Source organism: Corynebacterium sp. (assembly GCF_030532325.1).
Lineage (GTDB): Bacteria > Actinomycetota > Actinomycetes > Mycobacteriales > Mycobacteriaceae > Corynebacterium.
The window spans coordinates 1-18795 of sequence record NZ_JAUNLS010000023.1; the positions used below are offsets into that span (position 1 = coordinate 1).

The 18795-nt window shown below is 64.7% G+C and carries 15 protein-coding genes; 5 read left to right on the forward strand and 10 right to left on the reverse strand.

The features are described 5' to 3' along the window. The first annotated feature begins 501 nt into the window (after window positions 1-501). Window positions 502-2376: an acyltransferase family protein gene (locus Q4E25_RS10335; RefSeq protein WP_303156865.1), complete on the forward strand. Its 1875-nt coding sequence runs from the start codon at window positions 502-504 to the stop codon at window positions 2374-2376. Window positions 2377-2481: 105 nt separating this feature from the next. On the opposite strand, the gene Q4E25_RS10340 is transcribed toward Q4E25_RS10335, so the two are convergent. From Q4E25_RS10340 to Q4E25_RS10350, 3 genes are all read right to left on the reverse strand, one after another. After that, window positions 2482-2805 carry a putative quinol monooxygenase gene (locus Q4E25_RS10340; RefSeq protein WP_303156807.1) on the reverse strand — a complete coding sequence of 108 codons (324 nt, stop codon included), beginning with the start codon at window positions 2803-2805 and terminating at the stop codon, window positions 2482-2484. 147 nt (window positions 2806-2952) lie between these two features. Then, a complete protein-coding gene (locus Q4E25_RS10345) occupies window positions 2953-3522 on the reverse strand; it encodes a hypothetical protein (RefSeq protein ID WP_303156808.1) in 570 nt (189 codons plus the stop codon). Between the two features lie 78 nt (window positions 3523-3600). Then, window positions 3601-5451, reverse strand: a complete 1851-nt coding sequence (locus tag Q4E25_RS10350) for an ABC-F family ATP-binding cassette domain-containing protein (protein ID WP_303156809.1) — start codon at window positions 5449-5451, stop codon at window positions 3601-3603. A 165-nt stretch (window positions 5452-5616) separates the two neighbouring features. Between Q4E25_RS10350 and Q4E25_RS10355 the strand changes: the two genes are divergently transcribed. Then, window positions 5617-6939, forward strand: coding sequence for a hypothetical protein (locus tag Q4E25_RS10355; protein ID WP_303156811.1), 1323 nt, complete (start codon window positions 5617-5619; stop codon window positions 6937-6939). A gap of 66 nt (window positions 6940-7005) precedes the next feature. Here the strand turns inward: Q4E25_RS10355 and Q4E25_RS10360 are convergent, their stop codons facing one another. From Q4E25_RS10360 to Q4E25_RS10375, 4 genes are all read right to left on the reverse strand, one after another. Next, window positions 7006-8007 (reverse strand): 4-(cytidine 5'-diphospho)-2-C-methyl-D-erythritol kinase, encoded by a 1002-nt coding sequence (locus Q4E25_RS10360; protein WP_303156812.1) that lies wholly within the window; start codon window positions 8005-8007, stop codon window positions 7006-7008. Then, entirely contained in the window at window positions 8000-8860 is an 861-nt protein-coding gene (gene rsmA, locus Q4E25_RS10365) for a 16S rRNA (adenine(1518)-N(6)/adenine(1519)-N(6))-dimethyltransferase RsmA (protein WP_303156814.1), read from the reverse strand. Before rsmA ends, Q4E25_RS10360 begins: the two co-directional genes overlap by 8 nt. Before the next feature lie 10 nt (window positions 8861-8870). Then, window positions 8871-10019 (reverse strand): resuscitation-promoting factor, encoded by a 1149-nt coding sequence (locus Q4E25_RS10370; RefSeq protein ID WP_303156816.1) that lies wholly within the window; start codon window positions 10017-10019, stop codon window positions 8871-8873. A 278-nt stretch (window positions 10020-10297) separates the two neighbouring features. After that, window positions 10298-11122 (reverse strand): TatD family hydrolase, encoded by an 825-nt coding sequence (locus Q4E25_RS10375; protein WP_303156818.1) that lies wholly within the window; start codon window positions 11120-11122, stop codon window positions 10298-10300. Window positions 11123-11146: 24 nt separating this feature from the next. On the opposite strand from Q4E25_RS10375, the gene Q4E25_RS10380 reads away from it, so the two are divergent. Together Q4E25_RS10380 and Q4E25_RS10385 are read left to right on the forward strand one after the other, a co-directional pair. Next, entirely contained in the window at window positions 11147-11641 is a 495-nt protein-coding gene (locus tag Q4E25_RS10380) for a GNAT family N-acetyltransferase (RefSeq protein ID WP_303156820.1), read from the forward strand. A gap of 12 nt (window positions 11642-11653) precedes the next feature. Beyond that, window positions 11654-12160, forward strand: coding sequence for a GNAT family N-acetyltransferase (locus Q4E25_RS10385; RefSeq protein ID WP_303156821.1), 507 nt, complete (start codon window positions 11654-11656; stop codon window positions 12158-12160). A gap of 5 nt (window positions 12161-12165) precedes the next feature. Here Q4E25_RS10385 and metG read toward each other — a convergent pair whose 3' ends face one another. From metG to rsmI, 3 genes are all read right to left on the reverse strand, one after another. Continuing rightward, window positions 12166-13998, reverse strand: coding sequence for a methionine--tRNA ligase (metG, locus tag Q4E25_RS10390; RefSeq protein ID WP_303156822.1), 1833 nt, complete (start codon window positions 13996-13998; stop codon window positions 12166-12168). A gap of 192 nt (window positions 13999-14190) precedes the next feature. After that, a complete protein-coding gene (locus tag Q4E25_RS10395) occupies window positions 14191-15885 on the reverse strand; it encodes a BCCT family transporter (RefSeq protein ID WP_303156866.1) in 1695 nt (564 codons plus the stop codon). A 419-nt stretch (window positions 15886-16304) separates the two neighbouring features. Beyond that, window positions 16305-17162: a 16S rRNA (cytidine(1402)-2'-O)-methyltransferase gene (gene rsmI / locus Q4E25_RS10400; protein ID WP_303156824.1), complete on the reverse strand. Its 858-nt coding sequence runs from the start codon at window positions 17160-17162 to the stop codon at window positions 16305-16307. Window positions 17163-17210: 48 nt separating this feature from the next. Between rsmI and Q4E25_RS10405 the strand changes: the two genes are divergently transcribed. After that, window positions 17211-18794, forward strand: a complete 1584-nt coding sequence (locus Q4E25_RS10405; protein WP_303156828.1) for a dolichyl-phosphate-mannose--protein mannosyltransferase — start codon at window positions 17211-17213, stop codon at window positions 18792-18794. Window position 18795 lies beyond the last annotated feature (1 nt).

Below are 18795 nucleotides of genomic sequence, written 5' to 3' on the forward strand. Positions count from 1 at the left end.
AACAACAAGGCCAAGGCCAACAACAAGGCCAAGGGCAAGCGCAAGAACACAGCGATCACCGGCACCACGCCTGAGACGAAGCCCAAGGCGCCACAGACTCAGGCACAACCGACGCCGCAGACAAAGCCTCAGAACGACAAGCCTGAGGACACAAAGGCTGAGGTTAAGCAGCCTACGGACAAGAAGCCGGTGGACAAGACGCCGGTGGAGAAGAAGCCTGCAGAGCAAAAACCCAATGCAGCAACCGAAGCGGAGATTTCACGCGCGCTCTCGCGCCGCTCCGTCGAGGTGGGCACGCTTTCTGCACGCCAACGCAAAACCGCGACCAAAGCATCACTCCCGGTGAATGACTCCGCGCGTTCTGGGGAGTTGACGGTAGAGGGGGCGTCGGCAAGCGCGGTAGCCACCACGGCACCGGCAGCGCAGCCCAGCGAGCACGAGCCGGACGCACTCGCCGTGCCGGCGGAGTCCAAGGAGGTCAAGAAGAACCGGCGCGCACGCCTGCGCCAAGTCAAGGGCCTTGACGGTCTGCGCGGCCTAGCCGTGCTGGCGGTGATTCTCTACCACTTCTTCCAGGACTTCCTCCCGGGCGGGTACCTCGGCGTGGACATGTTCTTTGTCCTCTCCGGTTTCCTTATTACCTCGCTGCTGGTGCGCGAATTCCGCGTGAATGGCCGTATCAGCTTGAAGGACTTCTGGGTGCGCCGCTTCCGCCGCATCCTGCCCGCCGCGGTCACGGTGCTCACGCTGTGCACGGCGCTGGTGGCCGCACTCGGCGGGGACCTCGCCGTGGGCATCCGCGAGCAGTTCCTGGGCACGCTATTCTTTGTCAACAACTGGACACAGATTGCCACCAGCCAGTCTTACTTTGCGGACAACGAGATTCAGGTCTTCGCACACTACTGGTCGCTGGCCGTGGAGGAACAGTTCTACGTGTTCTGGCCTCTCATCATGGTGGCCGTCTTTGTCATGGCGAAGCGCTGGCCGCGCAGGGCGCCCATTGTGGTCTCCGTGGTTCTGGCGCTGGCTTCCGTGGCCGCCATGTGGGCGCTCTACGTGCCGGGCGAGGACCCCACCCGCGTGTACTACGGCACCGATACCCACGCCTTCGGCCTGCTGTGCGGCGCGATTCTATCCCTGCTCATGACCTCCACCTCCGCGGACCCGAAGGCGGATTCCTGGCCCTCGGCAGGCAAGACGGAGGCCCGCGTGGCCACCGTGGTGGGCACGCTCGCCTTCGTGGCGTACGTGGCTCAGCTTATCTGGATGACCGCCACCCTGGACTTCACCTACCGCGGCGGGCTCTTGCTCACCAGCATTCTTGGCTCTTTGATGATTTGGGGCGTGGCACGCGAGCGCGGCCCGCTGACCGTGCTCTTCCGCACCGGCGTGATGCGCTGGCTGGGCCAGCGTTCCTTCTCGCTCTATCTGTGGCACTGGCCGGTGATCATGATCCTGCGGGCGTTGTTTGACGGCAACCACAACAGCGAGAACCCGTGGATCCTGGGACTAGTTGCCGTGCCGATTTCCTTCGGCCTGGCTGAGCTCTCCTACCAGTTCGTGGAGAACCCCTTCCGCCGCGGCGGCTACAAGAAGACGTGGAAACAGTACTGGTCCTCCCGGCCCAGCGCCCACGAGCTGCTCGACTCGATGGGCAAGGTGCTCTGGCCGCTCGCACCCATCCTCGTGGTGGCCTCCCTGGTTGGCGTGGGCTACGCGCTGGTGACCTCCAACGACAAGTCCGAGTTGGAGCAGGAGCTGGAGAAGCTGCAGCAGCTCAACCAGGACGCCAACCAAGAGGCTGCTGGTGGGGCCGCGAAGACGCAGCCACGCCAAGCCCCAGCGAAGGCCCGAGCGCTACCTGAGGGTCCCGACATCACCGCCGTGGGTGACTCCGTGATGCTGGCCGCCTCCCAGGCGCTCAGCGCGCGCTACCCCGGCATCTACATCGACGCGGACGTCTCCCGCCACTACACGGCGGCGATTTCCATCCTCGAGCAGCTCAAGGATTCCGGCCAGCTGCGCTCGACGGTGTTCCTAGGCTTCGGCACCAATGGCGCCGCCTTCCCGGATCAGATGGCGCAGATCGTGGACCTCCTCGGCCCGGATCGCACCATCGTCCTCGCCGTGCCCTACGGTGAGCGCGACTGGATGAACCAGGCTCGCAAGGATGTGGTGGATGCAGCGGCGAAGTACGACAACGTCTACCTTGCTGACTGGTGCGGCGCAGCCCAGGCGAACCCGGCGCTGCTCTACTCCGACGGGGTGCACCCGCTGCCCGAGTCCGCTGATTCCTACGCCCAGGTCTTTGCAGACGCACTGGAACAGTACTCTACTGGTGACAAGAACCTGAGCACGCAGTGCCAGCTGGGCTAGGCAGCACCGAGTAAATAAGACCGGGCGCGTGGCACAGGTCGAATAGGAAAGAAACAAGGGGCTGCGCGCTTTAAGCGCCAGCCCCTTGAGTCTGAGTTGCCGGTCTTAGTCGACGGAGAACTCCGCCATCTTGTCCCAAGACTCCTTGCCGTCAATGTGGACGTTGATGATGTCCGGGGTCTCCAGCAGGTACTTGGGGAACTCCTCGCAGGAGCGCTTGAAGTGCTCGGTGTTGACGTGGTCAACGTCGGTGCCGTCCTTGTAGGACTCCAGCAGCAGGAAGCGCTGGGAGTCGGTGGGATCGCGGAACCACTTGAAGTCAATGCAGCCCGGCTCTGCCTGGCAGGCCTGGGTGTACCAGTCGATCTCCTCCAGGAAGGTCTCGGCGTACTCAGGCTTGACGTGGAACTGAACGTTAATCAAAATCATGCCCACCACCGTACCTGTCGAAAACGAAGGATGCCACAGTGCTGGCCCCGGACTGGAGCTCGCACTGTGGCGGTATCTCCCGCCAACCTCGTGTGGCGGGCGGCTTCGCGCTGCTGTGGCGCTGCGGCGCGGGGTTAGCTCAGCGCGTTAGTTAAGGAAGTACTCCACCAGGTAGATGTACTTGCCGTCGAAACTGGTGGCCACGCCGAAGCCCTTGCCAGGGCCTTGGTTGACGGGGACGTCGCGGTTGAGCCAATCGACGCGCTCCTGGGCGGTCTTCGGGGTGAGACGGTAGACGTTGCCGGAGCCCATGTCCAGGTGGGTGATGCCGTCACCCGCGTTGTCGTAGAAGGTCACCTTGCCCTCAGCGGCCTGGCCGGCCCAGTGCTTGGCAATCTCTTCTGCCTTGGCATCATAGTGGTGGCCCTGCTTCTTCAGGTGGGCACGGGTGGCGTCAGCAACGGTGCCGGCCACGGCGGGGGCCTGCGGCTTGATGAAGTCCGGCACCGCAATGTTGAAGCGCTTGGCGGTATCGGAGACCACGCCGTAGGCGTCAGCCGGGATTTCGATCTGGCTGGAGCCCTGCGGGATCTGGGCAGCAAACTGAGAGGAGGCCTGCTCCAGGCTCTGTGCCTGAGCTGCAGCAGCGCCTCCCATCGCAACAACACCAGCGAGGGCAACAGCGGACAAACGGGAAAGCGTACGCGAAGAACTCATGCTTACTACCGTGCCACAACTAGCACACAACGGAAAGTGGGACCCGGTATTTTAATAGCATCGTGATGAAATTATGCGTTAGCCCTCAAGCTGCTCGCCGAGTTCCAGCCACTCCAGTTCCAGTTCCTCGCGCTCAGCGCTGACCTTCTTGAGCTCACCATCCAGCCGGGTCAGCTCGGCGGTGTCCACCTCTTCGGCCGCCTTGGCCATCTGCTCGTTGAGCTTGTCCGTACTCTGATCCAGCTTGGCAATCTTGCGCTCCAGGGCGTTCATCTTCTTGCTGAGCTCGCGGACCTGCTGGGCGCTGAGCTTCTTCTCGTTCTTCTGCGCCTTGTGCGCCTCCTGTGCGCCACGAGCGGCTACCGTGTTGGCGGTTGCGTCGGTGTTGGCGGAGCCAAGGTCCAGCACGCCGCTGCTGCGCTGGGCTTCCATCGCCGCGCGCTTGCTCAGGTACTCATCAATGCCGCCGGGCAGGTTGGTGAGCTTGCCGTCGCCGAAGAGCGCGTAGGTATTATCCGCAATGCGCTCGATGAGGTAGCGGTCGTGGGAGATGACCACGAGCGTGCCCGGCCAGGAATCCAACAGGGACTCCAGCTCTTGGAGGGTGTCGATGTCGAGGTCGTTGGTGGGCTCGTCAAGGAGCAGCACGTTGGGCTCAGCCATGAGCACACGGGTCAGCTGCAGGCGGCGGCGCTCGCCACCGGAGAGATCCCCCACCGGCGTGCGCTGACGCTTGGCCGAAAAGCCGAGGCGCTCGGCCAGCTGCGAGGCGGAGAGCTCCTTCTTGCCCAGCTGGACGTAGGTGGCGACGTCCTCGACGGCGTCGATAAGCCGGCGCTCCGGATCTAGATCATCGAGCTCCTGGCGCAGCCAGCCCAGCCGCACAGTCTTGCCCTCGATGCGCTTGCCTGCGGCCAGCTCCACCTCGCCGGCCAGCGCCCGCAGGAGGGTGGTCTTGCCGGAGCCGTTGACGCCGACGAGGCCGATGCGCTCGCCCGGCGCTAGGCGCCAGGTGAGGTGATCCACCAGCGTGCGCCCGTCCGGGGTGCAGATGGTGGCATCCTCCAGCTCGATGACCACGCGGCCCTGGCGCTGCTTGGAAAAGGCCATGAGCTCAACCTTGTCGCGCGGGGCGGGGACGTCCGCGATGAGGGCCTCGGCCGCTTCGATGCGGTAGCGCGGCTTGGAGGTACGCGCCGGCGCGCCGCGGCGCAGCCAGGCCAGCTCCTTGCGGGCCAGGTTCTGGCGGCGCTGCTCGGCAGCATCGGCCTGGCGGGCGCGCTCGGTGCGGGCGAAAATCCAGTCGTTGTAGCCACCCTCGTAAAGGTCCACGGTGCCGTCGTGCACCTCCCAGGTTCGGGTGGCCACGGTGTCGAGGAACCAGCGGTCGTGGGTGACCACGACGATGGCCAGCTTGCGGCGCAGCAGGTGCTCAGCCAGCCACTGCACCCCCTCGACGTCGAGGTGGTTGGTGGGCTCGTCGAGCACGACGAGATCGAGGTCCTGCACCAGCGCGGCGGCCAGGTTGACGCGGCGGCGCTCGCCGCCGGAGAGGGCTCCGACCTTTGTCTCCAGGCCCAGGTCCACGATGCCCAGGCCGCCGAGGACGTCGCGCACCTTGGCGTTGGAGGCCCACTCGTAGGTCTCCAGGCCGAGCGGCTCAATGATGGCCTGGGCCACGGTGAGGTCTTCGGCAAGATCGAAGCGCTGGGTCACCACCGCCATGCGCAGGTCTGAGTTGTGGGAAACGCGCCCGCTGTCCGGCGGCTCGATTCCGGTCAGCACCTCGAGCAGCGTGGTCTTGCCGCCGCCGTTGATGCCGACGATACCGATGCGATCGCCGGTCTGGACGCCCAGCGATACCCCGTCGAGGAGGGTCTTCAAGCCAAAGGACTTGGATACGTTTTCCAGGTTGATGAGGTTTGCCATAACGCGTCTCATCTTAGTGCCTGGCACGGCACGCTCCCCCACCACATCGCAGGGATACGCAGCGCTCCTACCTGACAGCGCGCCCGCCCCACAGTGCACCCCCAGTTACACACGCCGCACCCACACAATTGCAAATGATTACCGTTCCTAATAGATTGGTGCACTATGAAAAAATCTGCACAATCTCTTCTCGCGGTGCTAGCCACCTCCGCACTGCTGGTCACCGCTTGCTCCTCGTCCGATGACTCCGCCGCCCCGGCCACCTCCGAGGCCCACGAGCACGACCATGAGCATGAGGGCCATGATCACGAGCACGAGGGCCACGGTCACGGCGATGATCACGAGCACGACGGCATGGAAGCCGGCGAGGGCGAGACCGAGGTAGCCCAGCTGCCCAATCGCATCGCCATCTCCCACGACGGGGGCCTGACCACCTACGACGCCAAGACCGGCAAAGTGCTCGACACCGAGGAGCTGCCCGGCTTCTTGCGCCTATCCGAGGCTGGAGACGGCCGCCACGTCATGGTCACCTCCGGTGACAAGTTCCTCACCTACGACTCTGGGCTGATTGCCAAGCAGCACGGCGACCACAAGCACTACTACACCGCCGACCCCGAGCTCGATGAGGCCACCTTCGACGCTCCCCACGCCGGCCACGTGGTTCACCACGACGGCTTCACCGCGCTCTTTTCCGACGGCAAGGGCACGGCCCAGGTGCTGCCCACCGATCAGATTGCGGACCCGAAGGACATCACCACCTTCGAGTCGGGCGCTGCCCACCACGGCGTGGCCGTGCCGCTCAAGGACGGGTCCATCGTCATGACCAAGGGCACCGAGGACAAGCGCACCACCATCCAGCACCTGGATAAGAACAAGAAGGTGCTCGCGGAGACCACCGAGTGCCCGGGCGTGCACGGCGAGTCCGCCGCGGCCAACGGCTCGCTCTTCTTCGGCTGCGAGGACGGCCCGGTGGTCTTCGACGGACAGAAGTTCCACAAGATTGACGTCTCTGCCTACGCCGGCAAGGACGGCTACCAGCGCTCCGGCAACTCCGTGGGCTCCGAGGAGTCCGACGTCATCCTGGCGGATAACAAGACCGAGAAGGACGCCGACTTTGAGCGCCCCACCTCCGTGGCACTCATCAACACCACGGACTACTCCGCCAAGAAGGTGGAGCTGGGCTCCTCCTACTGGTTCCGCTCCCTGGCCCGCGGCCCGCTGGGCGAGGCCCTGGTGCTCACCACCGACGGCAAGCTCAACGTCATCGACCCGGACACCGGCAAGGTGACTAAGAAGATCGACGCCATCTCCGAGTGGCGCGAGAACGAGGAGTGGCAGCAGCCCGGCCCGATCCTCAAGGCGACCGACGGTTACGCCTACATCACCGACGCCACCAAGAAGCAGTTGGTGGTCATCGACCTCCTCGAGTTCAAGGAGGTCAACCGCTTCGACCTCGACGTGCGCCCCACCGAGATGAGTGTGCTCTAGAAGCCGAGATGAGTGTGCTCTAGAAGAAGAGCTCTAGAAAAGAACCGTGAGGAGGAGGCGCCCCCGCTAGAGGGGATAGACTTCCTCCACTACTTCCGCCCCCGGCGCCGGACCACGGGTTACCAACCCGCTGGTGCCGCGGTTATCCGCAGTGACCTGCGCGATGACCTCGAGGGCGGTTTCTTCGTCTTCGCACAAAAACGCGCACGTCGGCCCCGAGCCGGAGATAATCCCCTGCAACGCGCCCGCGGCCTTGCCGGTATCGAGCACCTTGCGCAGATCCGGGCGCAGGGACAGCGCTGCGACCTGCAAGTCATTGTGCAGGGCCGCTGCCAGCGCGTGCGGATCCCCGGAGATAAGCGCCTGGCCCACCGCGGTGGTGTCCATGTGGGGCTCGCTGCCGCGGCCGACTGCGCGCAGCTCATCGAGCTTGCGAAAGACTGCCGGGGTGGACAGGCCCTCCTGGTGGGTGACGATGGCCCAGATGTACTCACCGCGCGACATCATCGGGGTGAGCAGCTCGCCGCGGCCGTGGCCCAGGGCAGTCCCGCCCATCCAGGTAAAGGGCACGTCGGAGCCCACGAAACCGGCGAGCCGCAGGTTGTGTTCCTCTGCGGCCTCCGGCTTCCCGGTGATGGTGGCCCACGCCGCGCTGCCCAGCTTCATGGCCGCGGCGGCGTCGGCAGAGCCGCCCGCCATGCCGCCGGCCGCGGGAATCTGCTTGTGCAGGTGCAGGTGGCCGCGCGGAAAGTCCACGCCGAAGTTGAGGGACACAAAGCGCATGCCCATCCACGCCAGGTTGTTTTCATCCGTGGGCACGCCGGCGGCGTGCGGCCCGTCGACGCTCAACGTCAGGAATTTGGTGCTGGGCTCATAGGTGACGGTGTCGTGCAGCTGCAGTGACTGGAACACGGTGGCGAGCTCGTGGAAGCCGTCCTCGCGGGCCTCCCCCACACCGAGGTGTAGGTTGACCTTGGCGTGCGCCCTGGCCGTCCACCGCCCGGTAATGTTCCAGCGCGGGGCGTCCTCGTCTTCGGGGTCCTGGTGGTGTACGTCGTAATCAGTCATGGCTCACCTCCGCGGTAACCTCTGCGAGGCGCACGAAGTCGGCCACGGAGAGCTTCTCCCCCCGCAGGGTGGGGTCGATGCCCGCCGCGCGCAGCGCGCTCTCCGCCTCCGTGCCGGAGCCGAAGAATCCCGAAAGCGCCGCGCGCAGGGTCTTGCGGCGTTGGGCAAAGGCGGCGTCGACAAGCGCGAAAAGCCGCGGGCGCAATGCGGTGTCGTAGGTGTCGTGGCAGTCGATGCGCACCAGCCCCGACTCGATGTTGGGAGCGGGCCAAAAGACGTTCTTGCCAATGGTGCCTGCCTGACGCACGTCGCCGTAGAAGGAGGCCTTGACGCTGGGCACACCGTAGACCTTGCTGCCGGGCTGAGCGGCCAGACGCTCGGCCACCTCCAGCTGCACCATCACCAGCACGCGGCGGATGGAGGGATAGAGCTCCAGGATGTGCAGCAGCACCGGAACCGCCACGTTATAGGGCAGGTTGGCCACCACGGACGTAGGCTCGCCGAGCTCGGTGGCGTCGAGCTTGAGGGCATCCTTCTCAATGAGCTTCAGGTTCCCGGCCTGCTCCGGGGCGCGCTGAGCGATGGTCTCGGGCAGCTGCGCGGCCAGACGCGGATCGATCTCCACGCAGGTGAGATCGTCCACAGCCCCCAGCAGGCCGAGGGTGAGAGACCCGAGCCCGGGGCCGACTTCCACCACGCGATCCTCGCGCTCAAGATCCGCCGCGGCGACGATGCGCCGGATGGTGTTCGGATCATGCAGGAAGTTCTGCCCCAGCTTCTTCGTTGGGGTCACGTCCAAGGCCGCGGCGAGCTCACGGATCTCCGCCGGGCCGAGCAGGTGGGGTTCAGTCATGCGTTATAGGTTAGCCAATGCCGAGCTTGGAGGTGCACGCCGGCCAGGCCCCCCAGCCCTGCGCCGCCTGGACCTTCTCGGCCACGGCGATCTGCTCCTCGCGGGAGGCCTGCCAGGCCTCGGCCGCGTACTCGGTGCCGCCGAAGGCAGCCCAGGTGGACGGGGTGAACTGCAAGCCGCCGGAGAAGCCATTACCGGTGTTGATGGACCAGTTACCGGTGGCCTCGCACTGGGCCAGGGAGTCCCACACCGAGCCGTCAGCGACAGCCGGGGCGGAGGAGGCCGGCTTGGTGCCGCGCGCGATGGTGGCGGCCTTAGGCTCGACGGTGACCTTCTCCTTGACGATGTCCTCGGACTCCTTGGCACCGTCAACCATGACCAGCTTGCGGGTGACGGTGCGCTTGCCCTTCACGCCCTCCTCGCGGATCTCCTCGGTGCCCTCGCTGAGCTCCGGATCATCAACGTAGTTGGCCGGGGCGTCGAATTCCTCGTCGGCGTCGTACAGCGTGGTGGAGACCTGGTCCACCTTGATGGACATGCCAGCGGTGACCGGGGTGTCCATGGCCGGGAAGACGCGGTCATCCTCGTCCACGTCGATGCCGCGGGCCTTGATGACGTCCGCCACGGTCTTGGCCGCGATGTTGGCGTAGGAGATCTTGCCGCCATCGTTAATCTTGATGATCTTCGGCGAGGTGACCTCGAGGTTCATGCCCTCCGAGACGTGCTCGTCTTCATCCACCTCCTTATCGCCGGAGGTAATGGCGGAGCCCGGGGTAACCCCCTGCAGGCCGGCCAGCAGGTCGGAGACCTTGAGGTCCGTGGAGGACAAGCGCTGCTCCACGCCGTCGATGGTCACAGCCACCGGCTTTGCGGTGCGCACGGTGATGTTATCGCCGTCGCGCAGCTGCTCGGAAGGAGCCGGGTAGACCACGTCCTCACCGTTGACGCTCACGCCGGCAGCGGAAAGTGCGCCGTTGACGTCGCCGGCGAAGGTGGCCAGGGTCATGGTCTCACCGTTGACGTCGAGCGTGACGTCCTTCTGGGAACCGACGGCCACGACACCGCCCACTGCCAGGGTGCCCAGTACGCCGCCGGTGGCCACGCGCAGGGGAAGGGAGCGGGTGTTATTGATGCGCTTGATCTGATTCTTCGGGGACATAATCCTCATTCTTCTTCTCGTGTGCATTCCGCGTGCGCCTGCGTGGCGGTGGGCTGGGCCCTGATTGAGCGGAGTCCTCAGGGGCCGTGGCGCCCGCGCGGGGCGGGGCCGGAAACCGTGTTTCCCGCAGGCGAATATTGAATAACAATACGATAACAGCGCGTAACAGTCGAGGCTAATCATTCGCCCCGAATCACCGGAACACCCCGTGGGACACTCGAGTCACACCATTCCCGCGCATCACCGCTGTCCTGCTGCTTCGGCGACTATGAGAATGCTCACATAGCAAAGACCTCGTCGAAGGTGGCGTTGACCTCCTCCACCAGCTGCTCGATAGCCACTCCCCTGGCCTCGGCCACGCAGGCATAGGTGTGCCCGATCAGCGAGGGCTCATTGCGCGCCCCGCGGAAGGGCTCGGGCGTCATGTAAGGGGCGTCAGTCTCGATGAGCAGTTGGCCGGCCGGGGCGAGTGCTGCCGCCTGGCGCATCTCCTCGTTGCGCTTGAAAGTGACGTTGCCTGCAAAGGAGAGCACGTAGCCGCGCTCCAGCGCCTGCCGGGCCACCTCCAGCGGCGAGGAGAAGCAGTGCAGCATGACCTTCGGCGGCTGCGGGCACTGTTCGAGAGCCTCCATGAGTTCGGCATCCGCCTCGCGGTTGTGGATCATGAGCGTCTTGCCCACCTCCGCGGCCAACTGCGCGTGCCACTGCAGGGCCTCGATCTGCACCTCCAGGGGTGCTGTGCGCTCGGGCTCGTGGGTGATCCAGTAGGTATCCAGCCCGGTCTCTCCGATGGCCACGCAGCGCGGGTCGCGCGCCATCTCGCTCAGCCGCGCGCGGGCGGCCTCATCCAGCTCGCCGGCCTTGGTGGGGTGAATGGCGCAGGCCGCCCAGACCTTCTCAAAGCTGTGGGCCGCCTCCAGGGCCTTTTCAGCCTCGGCCAGGCCATCACCCACGGTGACGATGCGCTCGATGCCGGCGGTGTGGGCGCGCTCCACCACCGCGGAGTCTTCGTCGGGGCAGGAGGCGAGGTGCGTGTGGGCGTCGATCAGCCCTCTCACTCCCGCCAAGGGAACCGGAACGGGGCGTGGCTTCTTCTTAGACATGCCCGCAATTGTAATGCTGCTGCCATGATTATCCGCGACGCCACCCATGCCGACGTCCCGGCGATGACGGACACCCTCAATTGGGCAATTCGCAACACCGACGTCATCTTCCGCGCCCACGAGGCCACCGTCGACGAGCGCAAAGCTCACCTCGAGCAGCTCCATAACGACGGCTGCCCTTGCCTCATCGCCGAGGATGATCAGGGCACCTATTTGGGGTGGGCGCTCTACCGCCCGTTCGGGGATCCCGCAGTCTGGCTGGGCAGCTACGAAACAACCATCTACCTCGACCCTGCCGCACAGGGCAAGGGCGTGGGCACGCAGCTGCTGGGAGCGGTGGTTCAGCGCGCCCGCGCCGATGAGAAGGTGCACACGCTGCTGGCTCGCATCGTGGCCACCAACGCTGCCTCCATCAAGTTGCACGAGAAGTTCGGGTTTGCCACTGTAGGTACTTTCAGAGAGGTCTCCCGCAAGTTCGACCACTGGCTGGACCTCACCCACCTCCAACTCATCGTTTAAGGACTTCGCCTCATGCACGTTCGCCCCGCCACGCTTAGCGACTCCGCCGCCATGGCCGACATCTACAACTCCGCCTCCGCGGCGGTTCCGGCCACCAACCTGGTGACCTGGGAGGAATCAGTGGAGGACCGCGCCGAGTGGCTGAAGAACATGGAGCGCGAGGGCTTCCCCGCCTTCGTGGCGGTGGAGGACGATGAGGTCATCGGCTGGGCGGCCTACTTCCAGTTTGTCACCCCGGCCATCTACTACGGCACCGCCGAGGACTCCGTCTACATCGCGGAATCCGCCCGCGGCAAGGGTGTCGGCCGCGAGCTTATGGCCACGCTCATGGATCACGCGGAGGACAACGACTACGTGGAGACGATGATCACCTACATCGTGGACACCAACGAGGCCTCCATCGCGCTGCACAAGAAGTTCGGCTTCACCGAGACCGGCCGCATGCCCAACATCCACACCAAGGACGGAGTACGCCTGGGCCTGGTCCACCTGCAGCGCGATTTCGACCGCGAGCGCTAGGAACGTTACTTGGCCACCGGCGCCCACTCGGGGCCGGTCTCTGCCAGCTCCGGGTCCAGCTTGCTGATCAACGGCTTCGGCTTGCTCAGTGGGGTGCCCGGGGTGACCTCCACTCGCCTCCACACCGCCTGCTGCGCGGTGTAGTCACCGGTGATGATCGGGTACGGGTGGTTTTCCTCCGGCAGGCCCACGCCCACCAGCTCCACCGGGATGTCATCCACGACGTCCTCCACCTGCGGCTCCGCAGCCCATACGCCCTCGCGGCCGAGGGTCTCGTGCACCTTCTGTGCGGTAAAGGGCAGGAAGGGGGTGAGCATGGTGTTGCAGTCGGAGACCACCTGCAGCGCGGTCCACAGCACGGTGGCCAGGCGCTCGCGCTGGCTCTCGTCCTTGGCCAGTTTCCACGGCTCCATGGCGGCGATGTAGGCATTGGCCTCACCCACCACGTGCATGATGGCTGTGATGGCCTGCTTGAACTTGGACAGCTCCAAGGCGGCTCCGGCCTGCTCGAAGGTCTCCTCCGCCAGGGCCAGGATTTCCTTGTCCGCCTCCTCCAGAGCCGAGGGCGCCGGAACCTCACCGAAGTTCTTGTGCGCCATGGAGACCGTGCGGTTGACCAGGTTGCCCCAGCCATTGGCCAGCTCGTTGTTGATGCGGCGCACGAACTCGTCCCAGGTGAAGTCGGTGTCATTGTTCTCCGGGCCTGCCACGGCAATGAAGTAACGCAGCGGATCCGCGCCGAACTCCTTGAGGAAGTCCTTGACGTAGATCACCACTCCCTTGGACGAGGAGAACTTGGAGCCGGACATGGTGAGAAACTCTGAGGAGACAATCTCCGTGGGTAGGTTGAGCTCGCCGTACTTGTGCAGCGTGCCGCCCTTGGAGCCCTTGCCCGCGTAGCCCAGCATCTCCGCCGGCCAGATCTGGGAGTGGAAGGTGATGTTGTCCTTGCCCTGGAAGTAGTAGTGGCGGGCCTCCTTGTTGTTCCAGAACTCCTTCCAGGCGTCCGGATTACCGGTGCGGTGGGCCCACTCGATGGAGGCAGAGAGGTAGCCGATGACCGCGTCGAACCACACGTAGAGCTTCTTCGCACCGTTTTCGGCCCAGCCCTCCACCGGGATGGGGATGCCCCAGTCGATGTCGCGGCTCATGGTGCGCGGGCGCATGTCCTCCAGCAGGTTCAGGGAGAACTTGAGCACGTTGGGGCGCCAGTCTTCGCGGGTGTTGAGCCACTGCTCCAGGGCGTCCTTGACGGAAGGCAGATCCAGCAGGAAGTGCTCGGTCTCGATAAACTCCGGAGTCTCGCCGTTGATCTTGGACACGGGGTCGATGAGATCGATCGGGTCGAGCTGGTTACCGCAGTTATCGCACTGATCACCACGAGCGCCCTCGGCGCCGCACAGCGGGCAGGTGCCCTCAATGTAGCGGTCCGGCAGAGTGCGGCCGGTCGAGGGCGAGATTGCGCCCTGGGTGGTCTCCTTGATCATGTAGCCGTTCTCGTAGAGGCCCTTGAACAGCTCCTGGACCACCGCGTAGTGGTTGCGGGTGGTGGTGCGGGTGAAGAGATCGTAGGACAGACCCAGGCCGGCGAGATCGTTGACGATCTGGCGGTTGTAGCGGTCCGCCAGCTCGCGCACGGACACGCCTTCCTTATCAGCCTGTACCAGCAGCGGGGTGCCGTGCTCGTCGGTGCCTGAGACCATGAGAACGTTGCGGCCACGCATTCGCTGGAAACGTGCAAAGACGTCCGAAGGAACACCGAAACCGGCCACGTGGCCGATGTGGCGCGGGCCGTTGGCGTAGGGCCAAGCAACATTAACTACTACAGACTCAGTCATGCGCACTACTCTATCGAAGCCAGCATCGACGCCGCACGATAAGGCCCCGAAACACACAGCCCGCCGGCCGGAAACGTGGGTTCCGTGCCGACGGGCTGATTCGCAGTGACTTCGCCAGTGATTCGCGGCTGTATCGCTGCTGTATCGCTGCAGGGCGGGCTCTCACCGCACCCTGCACGCGGTGTGCAAGAACTAGTGCTTGGCGCGCTGTTCGTGGCGCTGTGCGCGGCGCTCCTGGCGGCGTGCCTTGAGCTCCTGCGAGCGCTGGTATTCGCGGTGCAGGCGACGCTCGCGAGCCAGCTTGCGGTTGAATGCCTGTGCCTCGCGGTACTCGAGATAGATGATGTCGTTGCTCAAGTCCTTATAGATGGCAAACATCAGGCCCACCACGATAAAGAGGAAGGGCAGGGCCGCCACGATGGTCACGTTTTGCAGGTTGGACAGGGAGTCCTCGCTGCTCAGCAGCAGGGTCAGGCCCACTGCCGCGGTGAGTGCACCCCACACGGCCGAAAGCCACGGCTTCGCCGTTGAGGCACCGGACTGGGACATCGAACCCATGACCGTGGACGCGGAGTCAGCCGAGGTGATAAAGAAGGTGGCCAGCAGGATGGCCGCCACGATGCCGGCGATGGCGCCGCCCGGAAGGTTGTGCAGCAGGTTGAACAGCTCCTGCTCTGCGGACTCGCCGGCGATGGAGTTGCCGGTCTGCTCCATCTTGATGGCGGTGCCACCGAAGATGGCGAACCACAGGGTGGACACACCGGCCGGCACCAGAAGAACGCCGACGCAGAATTCGCGCACCGTGCGGCCGCGGGAAATGCGGGCCAGGAACATGCCCACGAACGGGGACCAGGAGACCCACCATGCCCAGTAGAAGATGGTCCAGCTGGAGAGCCACTCACCTGCCTGGCCATTGTTGGACTCGGCGGTGCGGGCGATCATCTCGGTGAAGTTGTTGAGGTAGTTACCAATGGAGCCCGGGATCTGGTTGAGGATGGAGACGGTCGGGCCCAGGATGAACACGAAGATGGCCAGCAAGGCAGCCAGGATCATGTTGGCGTTGGACAGGTACTGAATGCCCTTGCCCACACCGGACAGCGCGGAGACGATGAAGGCCAGGGTCAGCACCAGCACAATGCCCACGACGACCTGCTGGGAGGGATCCTCGATGATGCCGGAGGCCTGCAGACCGGCCTGAATCTGCGTAGCGCCCAGGCCCAGGGAGCAGGCGGTGCCGAAGACCGTGGCGAAAATAGCCAGGATGTCAATGATCTTGCCCAGGAAGCCATCGGCCGCCTTCTGGCCGATGAGCGGGACGAAGGACTGGCTGAGCAGCTGGCGGCGGCCCACGCGGTAGGTGGAGTAGGCAATGGCCAGGCCCACGATGGCGTAAACGGCCCACGGGTGCAGGGTCCAGTGGAACATCGCCGTGGCCATGGCGGTGCCCACTTCCTTCTCATTGTGACCGGGCACGCCGTTGAGGTAATAGCTCAGTGGCTCGGAAGCACCGTAGAACATCAGGCCGATGCCCATACCGGCGGCAAACATCATGGCGATCCACGAGGTGGTGGAGAATTCCGGCTCCTCGTCCATGTGGCCAAGCTTGATGCTGCCGAACTTGGACAAGGCGATGTGAATAACAAAGACCACGAAGATGGTGCCGAAGAGAACGTAGGCCCAGCCGAAGTCATTGACCACGAAGGACAGCGCCGCCGAGGCGAAGTTGCCAAAGTTCTCCGGTGCGCTCAGGCCCCAGGCCACGATGGCGGCGATGAGAATGCCGGCGATCGAGACAATGGTCCAGTCGATCGGTGCATCGTCGGAGTCCGCTGCGATCTTGACCTTGGGGTCCTTGACCTTGGCCGCGTCGAAGTCGTTCTCCAACATGTCCTGCAGCTGGCTGGTGGCCGAGGCTGCGTCTAGTTGTTCGTCAACGGTGAGATACTGACTAGTAGAGTTCCCCTGCTCCTCAGGCGCAGGAGTGCCCCCTTGATTCGAAAGGTCTTCTGGTTTTGTCATGCCATCCAGGGTGTGTGACAACACAGTGGCGCGTCAACCTGAAAATCAGGATTTTCGCAGCCCACGGGCCACTTTTCAGGATTTATGCAGGCGCTTTTCACCCGGTTATGAACCTGGCATCGTACCCTCTAGACAGCTAAAGCCCCAGTAAAAGGCAGGATTATCACACCTGCCCGGCACGCTGGGTTCACCCAAAGTGTAACGATTTGGCAACGGTTCGCAATATTAGGCGATTTATGTGGGCTGCGTCGCTATCGTCTGCCCGCTATTACCCATTCGAGCTCGGTCTAGCTTTCCTGGCTCTTGTACTGCAGGTAGGCGTCGTAAAGCTCGCGATTGGACACTCCCGAGCCGGCCGCGCACTGCTTGCAGGCGTCCTTGGCGCGCACGCCCTGTTCCACAAGCTGAGCTACCTGCGCCAGCAGATCCTCGAGTGACTGCGGCTCCTCCGCACCGCCCTCGATGACCACGGTGATCTCCCCGCGCGCGTTGTCCTCCGCCCACTCCGCCAGCTCCCCCAGCGTGCCGCGCTTGACCTCCTCGTAGGTCTTGGTCAGCTCGCGGCACACCGCCGCAGGGCGCTCGGCGCCGAGGACCTCGGCGGCGTCGGCCAGCGTGGCGCCTACTCGATGTGGGGATTCGAAAAAGACGATGGCGCGGCGCTCGCCCTTGAGAGATTCCAGCCACGCCTTGCGCGGGCCCGGCTTGCGGGGCGGGAAGGCATCGAAAAGAAAATGCCCCACGCCCAGCCCGGACAGCGCCAGCGCCGTGGGCACCGCGGACGGCCCCGGAAAGCAGGTCACCGGCACGCCTGCCTCAGCGGCGGCATGCACGATGGAGTGCCCCGGATCAGATACCAGCGGCATGCCGGCATCGCTGACCACCAGGACGCTACCGGAGCGCGCGGACTCGATGAGCCGCTGCGCGCGCTCCTGCTCGTTGTGATCAAAGTTGGAGACCACCTTTCCACGGATCTCCACCCCCAAAGCCTGGGCCAGAGCGCGCACCCGGCGGGTATCCTCCGCCGCGATGACGTCGGCGTGCCCCAGCGCGTGAATGAGCCGCGCCGAGGCATCCGCGGGGTTGCCCAACGGGGTCGCGGCCAGAATAACGCCGCGCGGGAGGGGATCTAGGGAGAAACTCATACCGCCTAGCATTCCACACGGGCGCGGGTGTGCCCTAAACTCATCCGGGTGAGTATTGCTTCTGCCCCGACACGAGCCCCTTACCGTGGCGCCCACGCCGTGGCCACCCCGCCTGCACCCCGCAGCTACGCCTGGGGCAAGGCCGATTGGATCAGCACCTGTGTCATCGGCTTCCTGGCCTTGGTCACCCGCTTTGCAGGATTGACCTCGCCGGTCTCCCAAGGAACCCCCATCTTCGATGAGAAGCACTACGTCCCGCAGGCCTGGGACATGGTCTTGAGCTGGGACAACCTCTTCCTCGGCGGCATCGAGTCCAACCCCGGCTACGGCCTGGTGGTTCACCCGCCGCTGGCCAAGCAGATCATCGCGCTCTCCGAGGCCGTCTTTGGCTACACCCCACTGGGTTGGCGCTTTATGACTGCCCTCTTCGGAGCCGGCACCGTGCTGCTGACGATGGCCCTGGCCCGCCAGCTCTCCAAGTCCTGGCAAGTGGCCACGCTGGCCGGCCTCCTCGCCGTGTGTGACGGCGTGCTGCTGGTCTCCTCGAAGTTCGGCATGCTCGACATCTTCCAGGTTTTCTTCGTTGTGGCCGCCGCCTGGGCCCTGACCCACGATCACGAGCAGATGCGCCAGCGCCTGCACACCGCCTTCATCTCCGGAACCATGGGGGACTCGGATTTCGGCCCCCGCTTTGGCTTCCGCTGGTGGCGCTTTAGCGCCGGCGTCATGCTCGGCCTGGCCCTGGGTGTGAAGTGGTCCGGGCTGTACTACATCATGTTCTTCGGCCTGATGAGCGTGTTTTCAGACCTGGCTTTGCGCCGCCGCTACGGCGTACGCCGCTACGTGGTGGGCACCCTGGTGCGCGATACCCCGGCGGCCCTGGCATCCCTGGTGGCGGTTCCCGCCGCGCTTTACCTGTGGTCCTGGCGCGCGTGGTTCGCCGATGAGACCGCCGTCTACCGCCACGCCAAGGTGGACGGCACCATCGAGGATGGCTCCCTGCTCATGCTCCTGCCGGAGCCACTCGCCGGCTGGTTCTACTACCACTTCTCCGTGCTAGAATTCCACGCCTCGCTGACCTCCTCCGGCGGGCACAGCCATCCGTGGGACTCCAAGCCCTGGGCCTGGCTGGTGGGCGCGAGGCCCATCCTCTACTACTCCTCTACCGACATCCAGTGCGGTGAGGACACCTGCCGCCGGATGCTCTTCCTTTTTGGCACCCCGGCCATCTGGTGGGCCGTCATCCCGGCCGTACTGTGGGGTCTGTGGTCACTCATCGTGCGCCGCAACCGGGCCTTCCTCATCCCGTTGGTGGGCTTCGCCGCTGGTTTCCTACCCTGGCTGGCCGCCTTTGACCGCCAGATGTACTTCTTCTACGCCGCGGCCTTTATTCCCTTTGTCATCGTGCTCATCGCGCTGGCGCTCGGCCAGATGATCGGTCGCGGCACACAGGTTTCCTGGGCCTGGCTGCACAAGGTCTACGGCGGGCGGCTGGCCTCCGGAACGCTGACAGCCGTGTGCTACATGGCGCTGGTGGTGGCCATGTTTGCGTACTTCTCCCCCATTCTTTATGGCCTGCTCATTCCGGATTCCTGGTACAACTCCATGATGTGGCTGCCCAGCTGGACCTAGC

What these genes read in the sequence shown, in the direction of transcription:
- Q4E25_RS10340 (WP_303156807.1), bottom strand. Translation starts at nt 2,805, where the DNA reads ATGATTTTGATTAACGTTCAGTTCCACGTCAAGCCTGAGTACGCCGAG.
- Q4E25_RS10345 (WP_303156808.1), bottom strand. Translation starts at nt 3,522, where the DNA reads ATGAGTTCTTCGCGTACGCTTTCCCGTTTGTCCGCTGTTGCCCTCGCT.
- Q4E25_RS10350 (WP_303156809.1), bottom strand. Translation starts at nt 5,451, where the DNA reads ATGGCAAACCTCATCAACCTGGAAAACGTATCCAAGTCCTTTGGCTTG.
- Q4E25_RS10355 (WP_303156811.1), top strand. Translation starts at nt 5,617, where the DNA reads ATGAAAAAATCTGCACAATCTCTTCTCGCGGTGCTAGCCACCTCCGCA.
- Q4E25_RS10360 (WP_303156812.1), bottom strand. Translation starts at nt 8,007, where the DNA reads ATGACTGATTACGACGTACACCACCAGGACCCCGAAGACGAGGACGCC.
- rsmA (WP_303156814.1), bottom strand. Translation starts at nt 8,860, where the DNA reads ATGACTGAACCCCACCTGCTCGGCCCGGCGGAGATCCGTGAGCTCGCC.
- Q4E25_RS10370 (WP_303156816.1), bottom strand. Translation starts at nt 10,019, where the DNA reads ATGTCCCCGAAGAATCAGATCAAGCGCATCAATAACACCCGCTCCCTT.
- Q4E25_RS10375 (WP_303156818.1), bottom strand. Translation starts at nt 11,122, where the DNA reads ATGTCTAAGAAGAAGCCACGCCCCGTTCCGGTTCCCTTGGCGGGAGTG.
- Q4E25_RS10380 (WP_303156820.1), top strand. Translation starts at nt 11,147, where the DNA reads ATGATTATCCGCGACGCCACCCATGCCGACGTCCCGGCGATGACGGAC.
- Q4E25_RS10385 (WP_303156821.1), top strand. Translation starts at nt 11,654, where the DNA reads ATGCACGTTCGCCCCGCCACGCTTAGCGACTCCGCCGCCATGGCCGAC.
- metG (WP_303156822.1), bottom strand. Translation starts at nt 13,998, where the DNA reads ATGACTGAGTCTGTAGTAGTTAATGTTGCTTGGCCCTACGCCAACGGC.
- Q4E25_RS10395 (WP_303156866.1), bottom strand. Translation starts at nt 15,885, where the DNA reads ATGTTGGAGAACGACTTCGACGCGGCCAAGGTCAAGGACCCCAAGGTC.
- rsmI (WP_303156824.1), bottom strand. Translation starts at nt 17,162, where the DNA reads ATGAGTTTCTCCCTAGATCCCCTCCCGCGCGGCGTTATTCTGGCCGCG.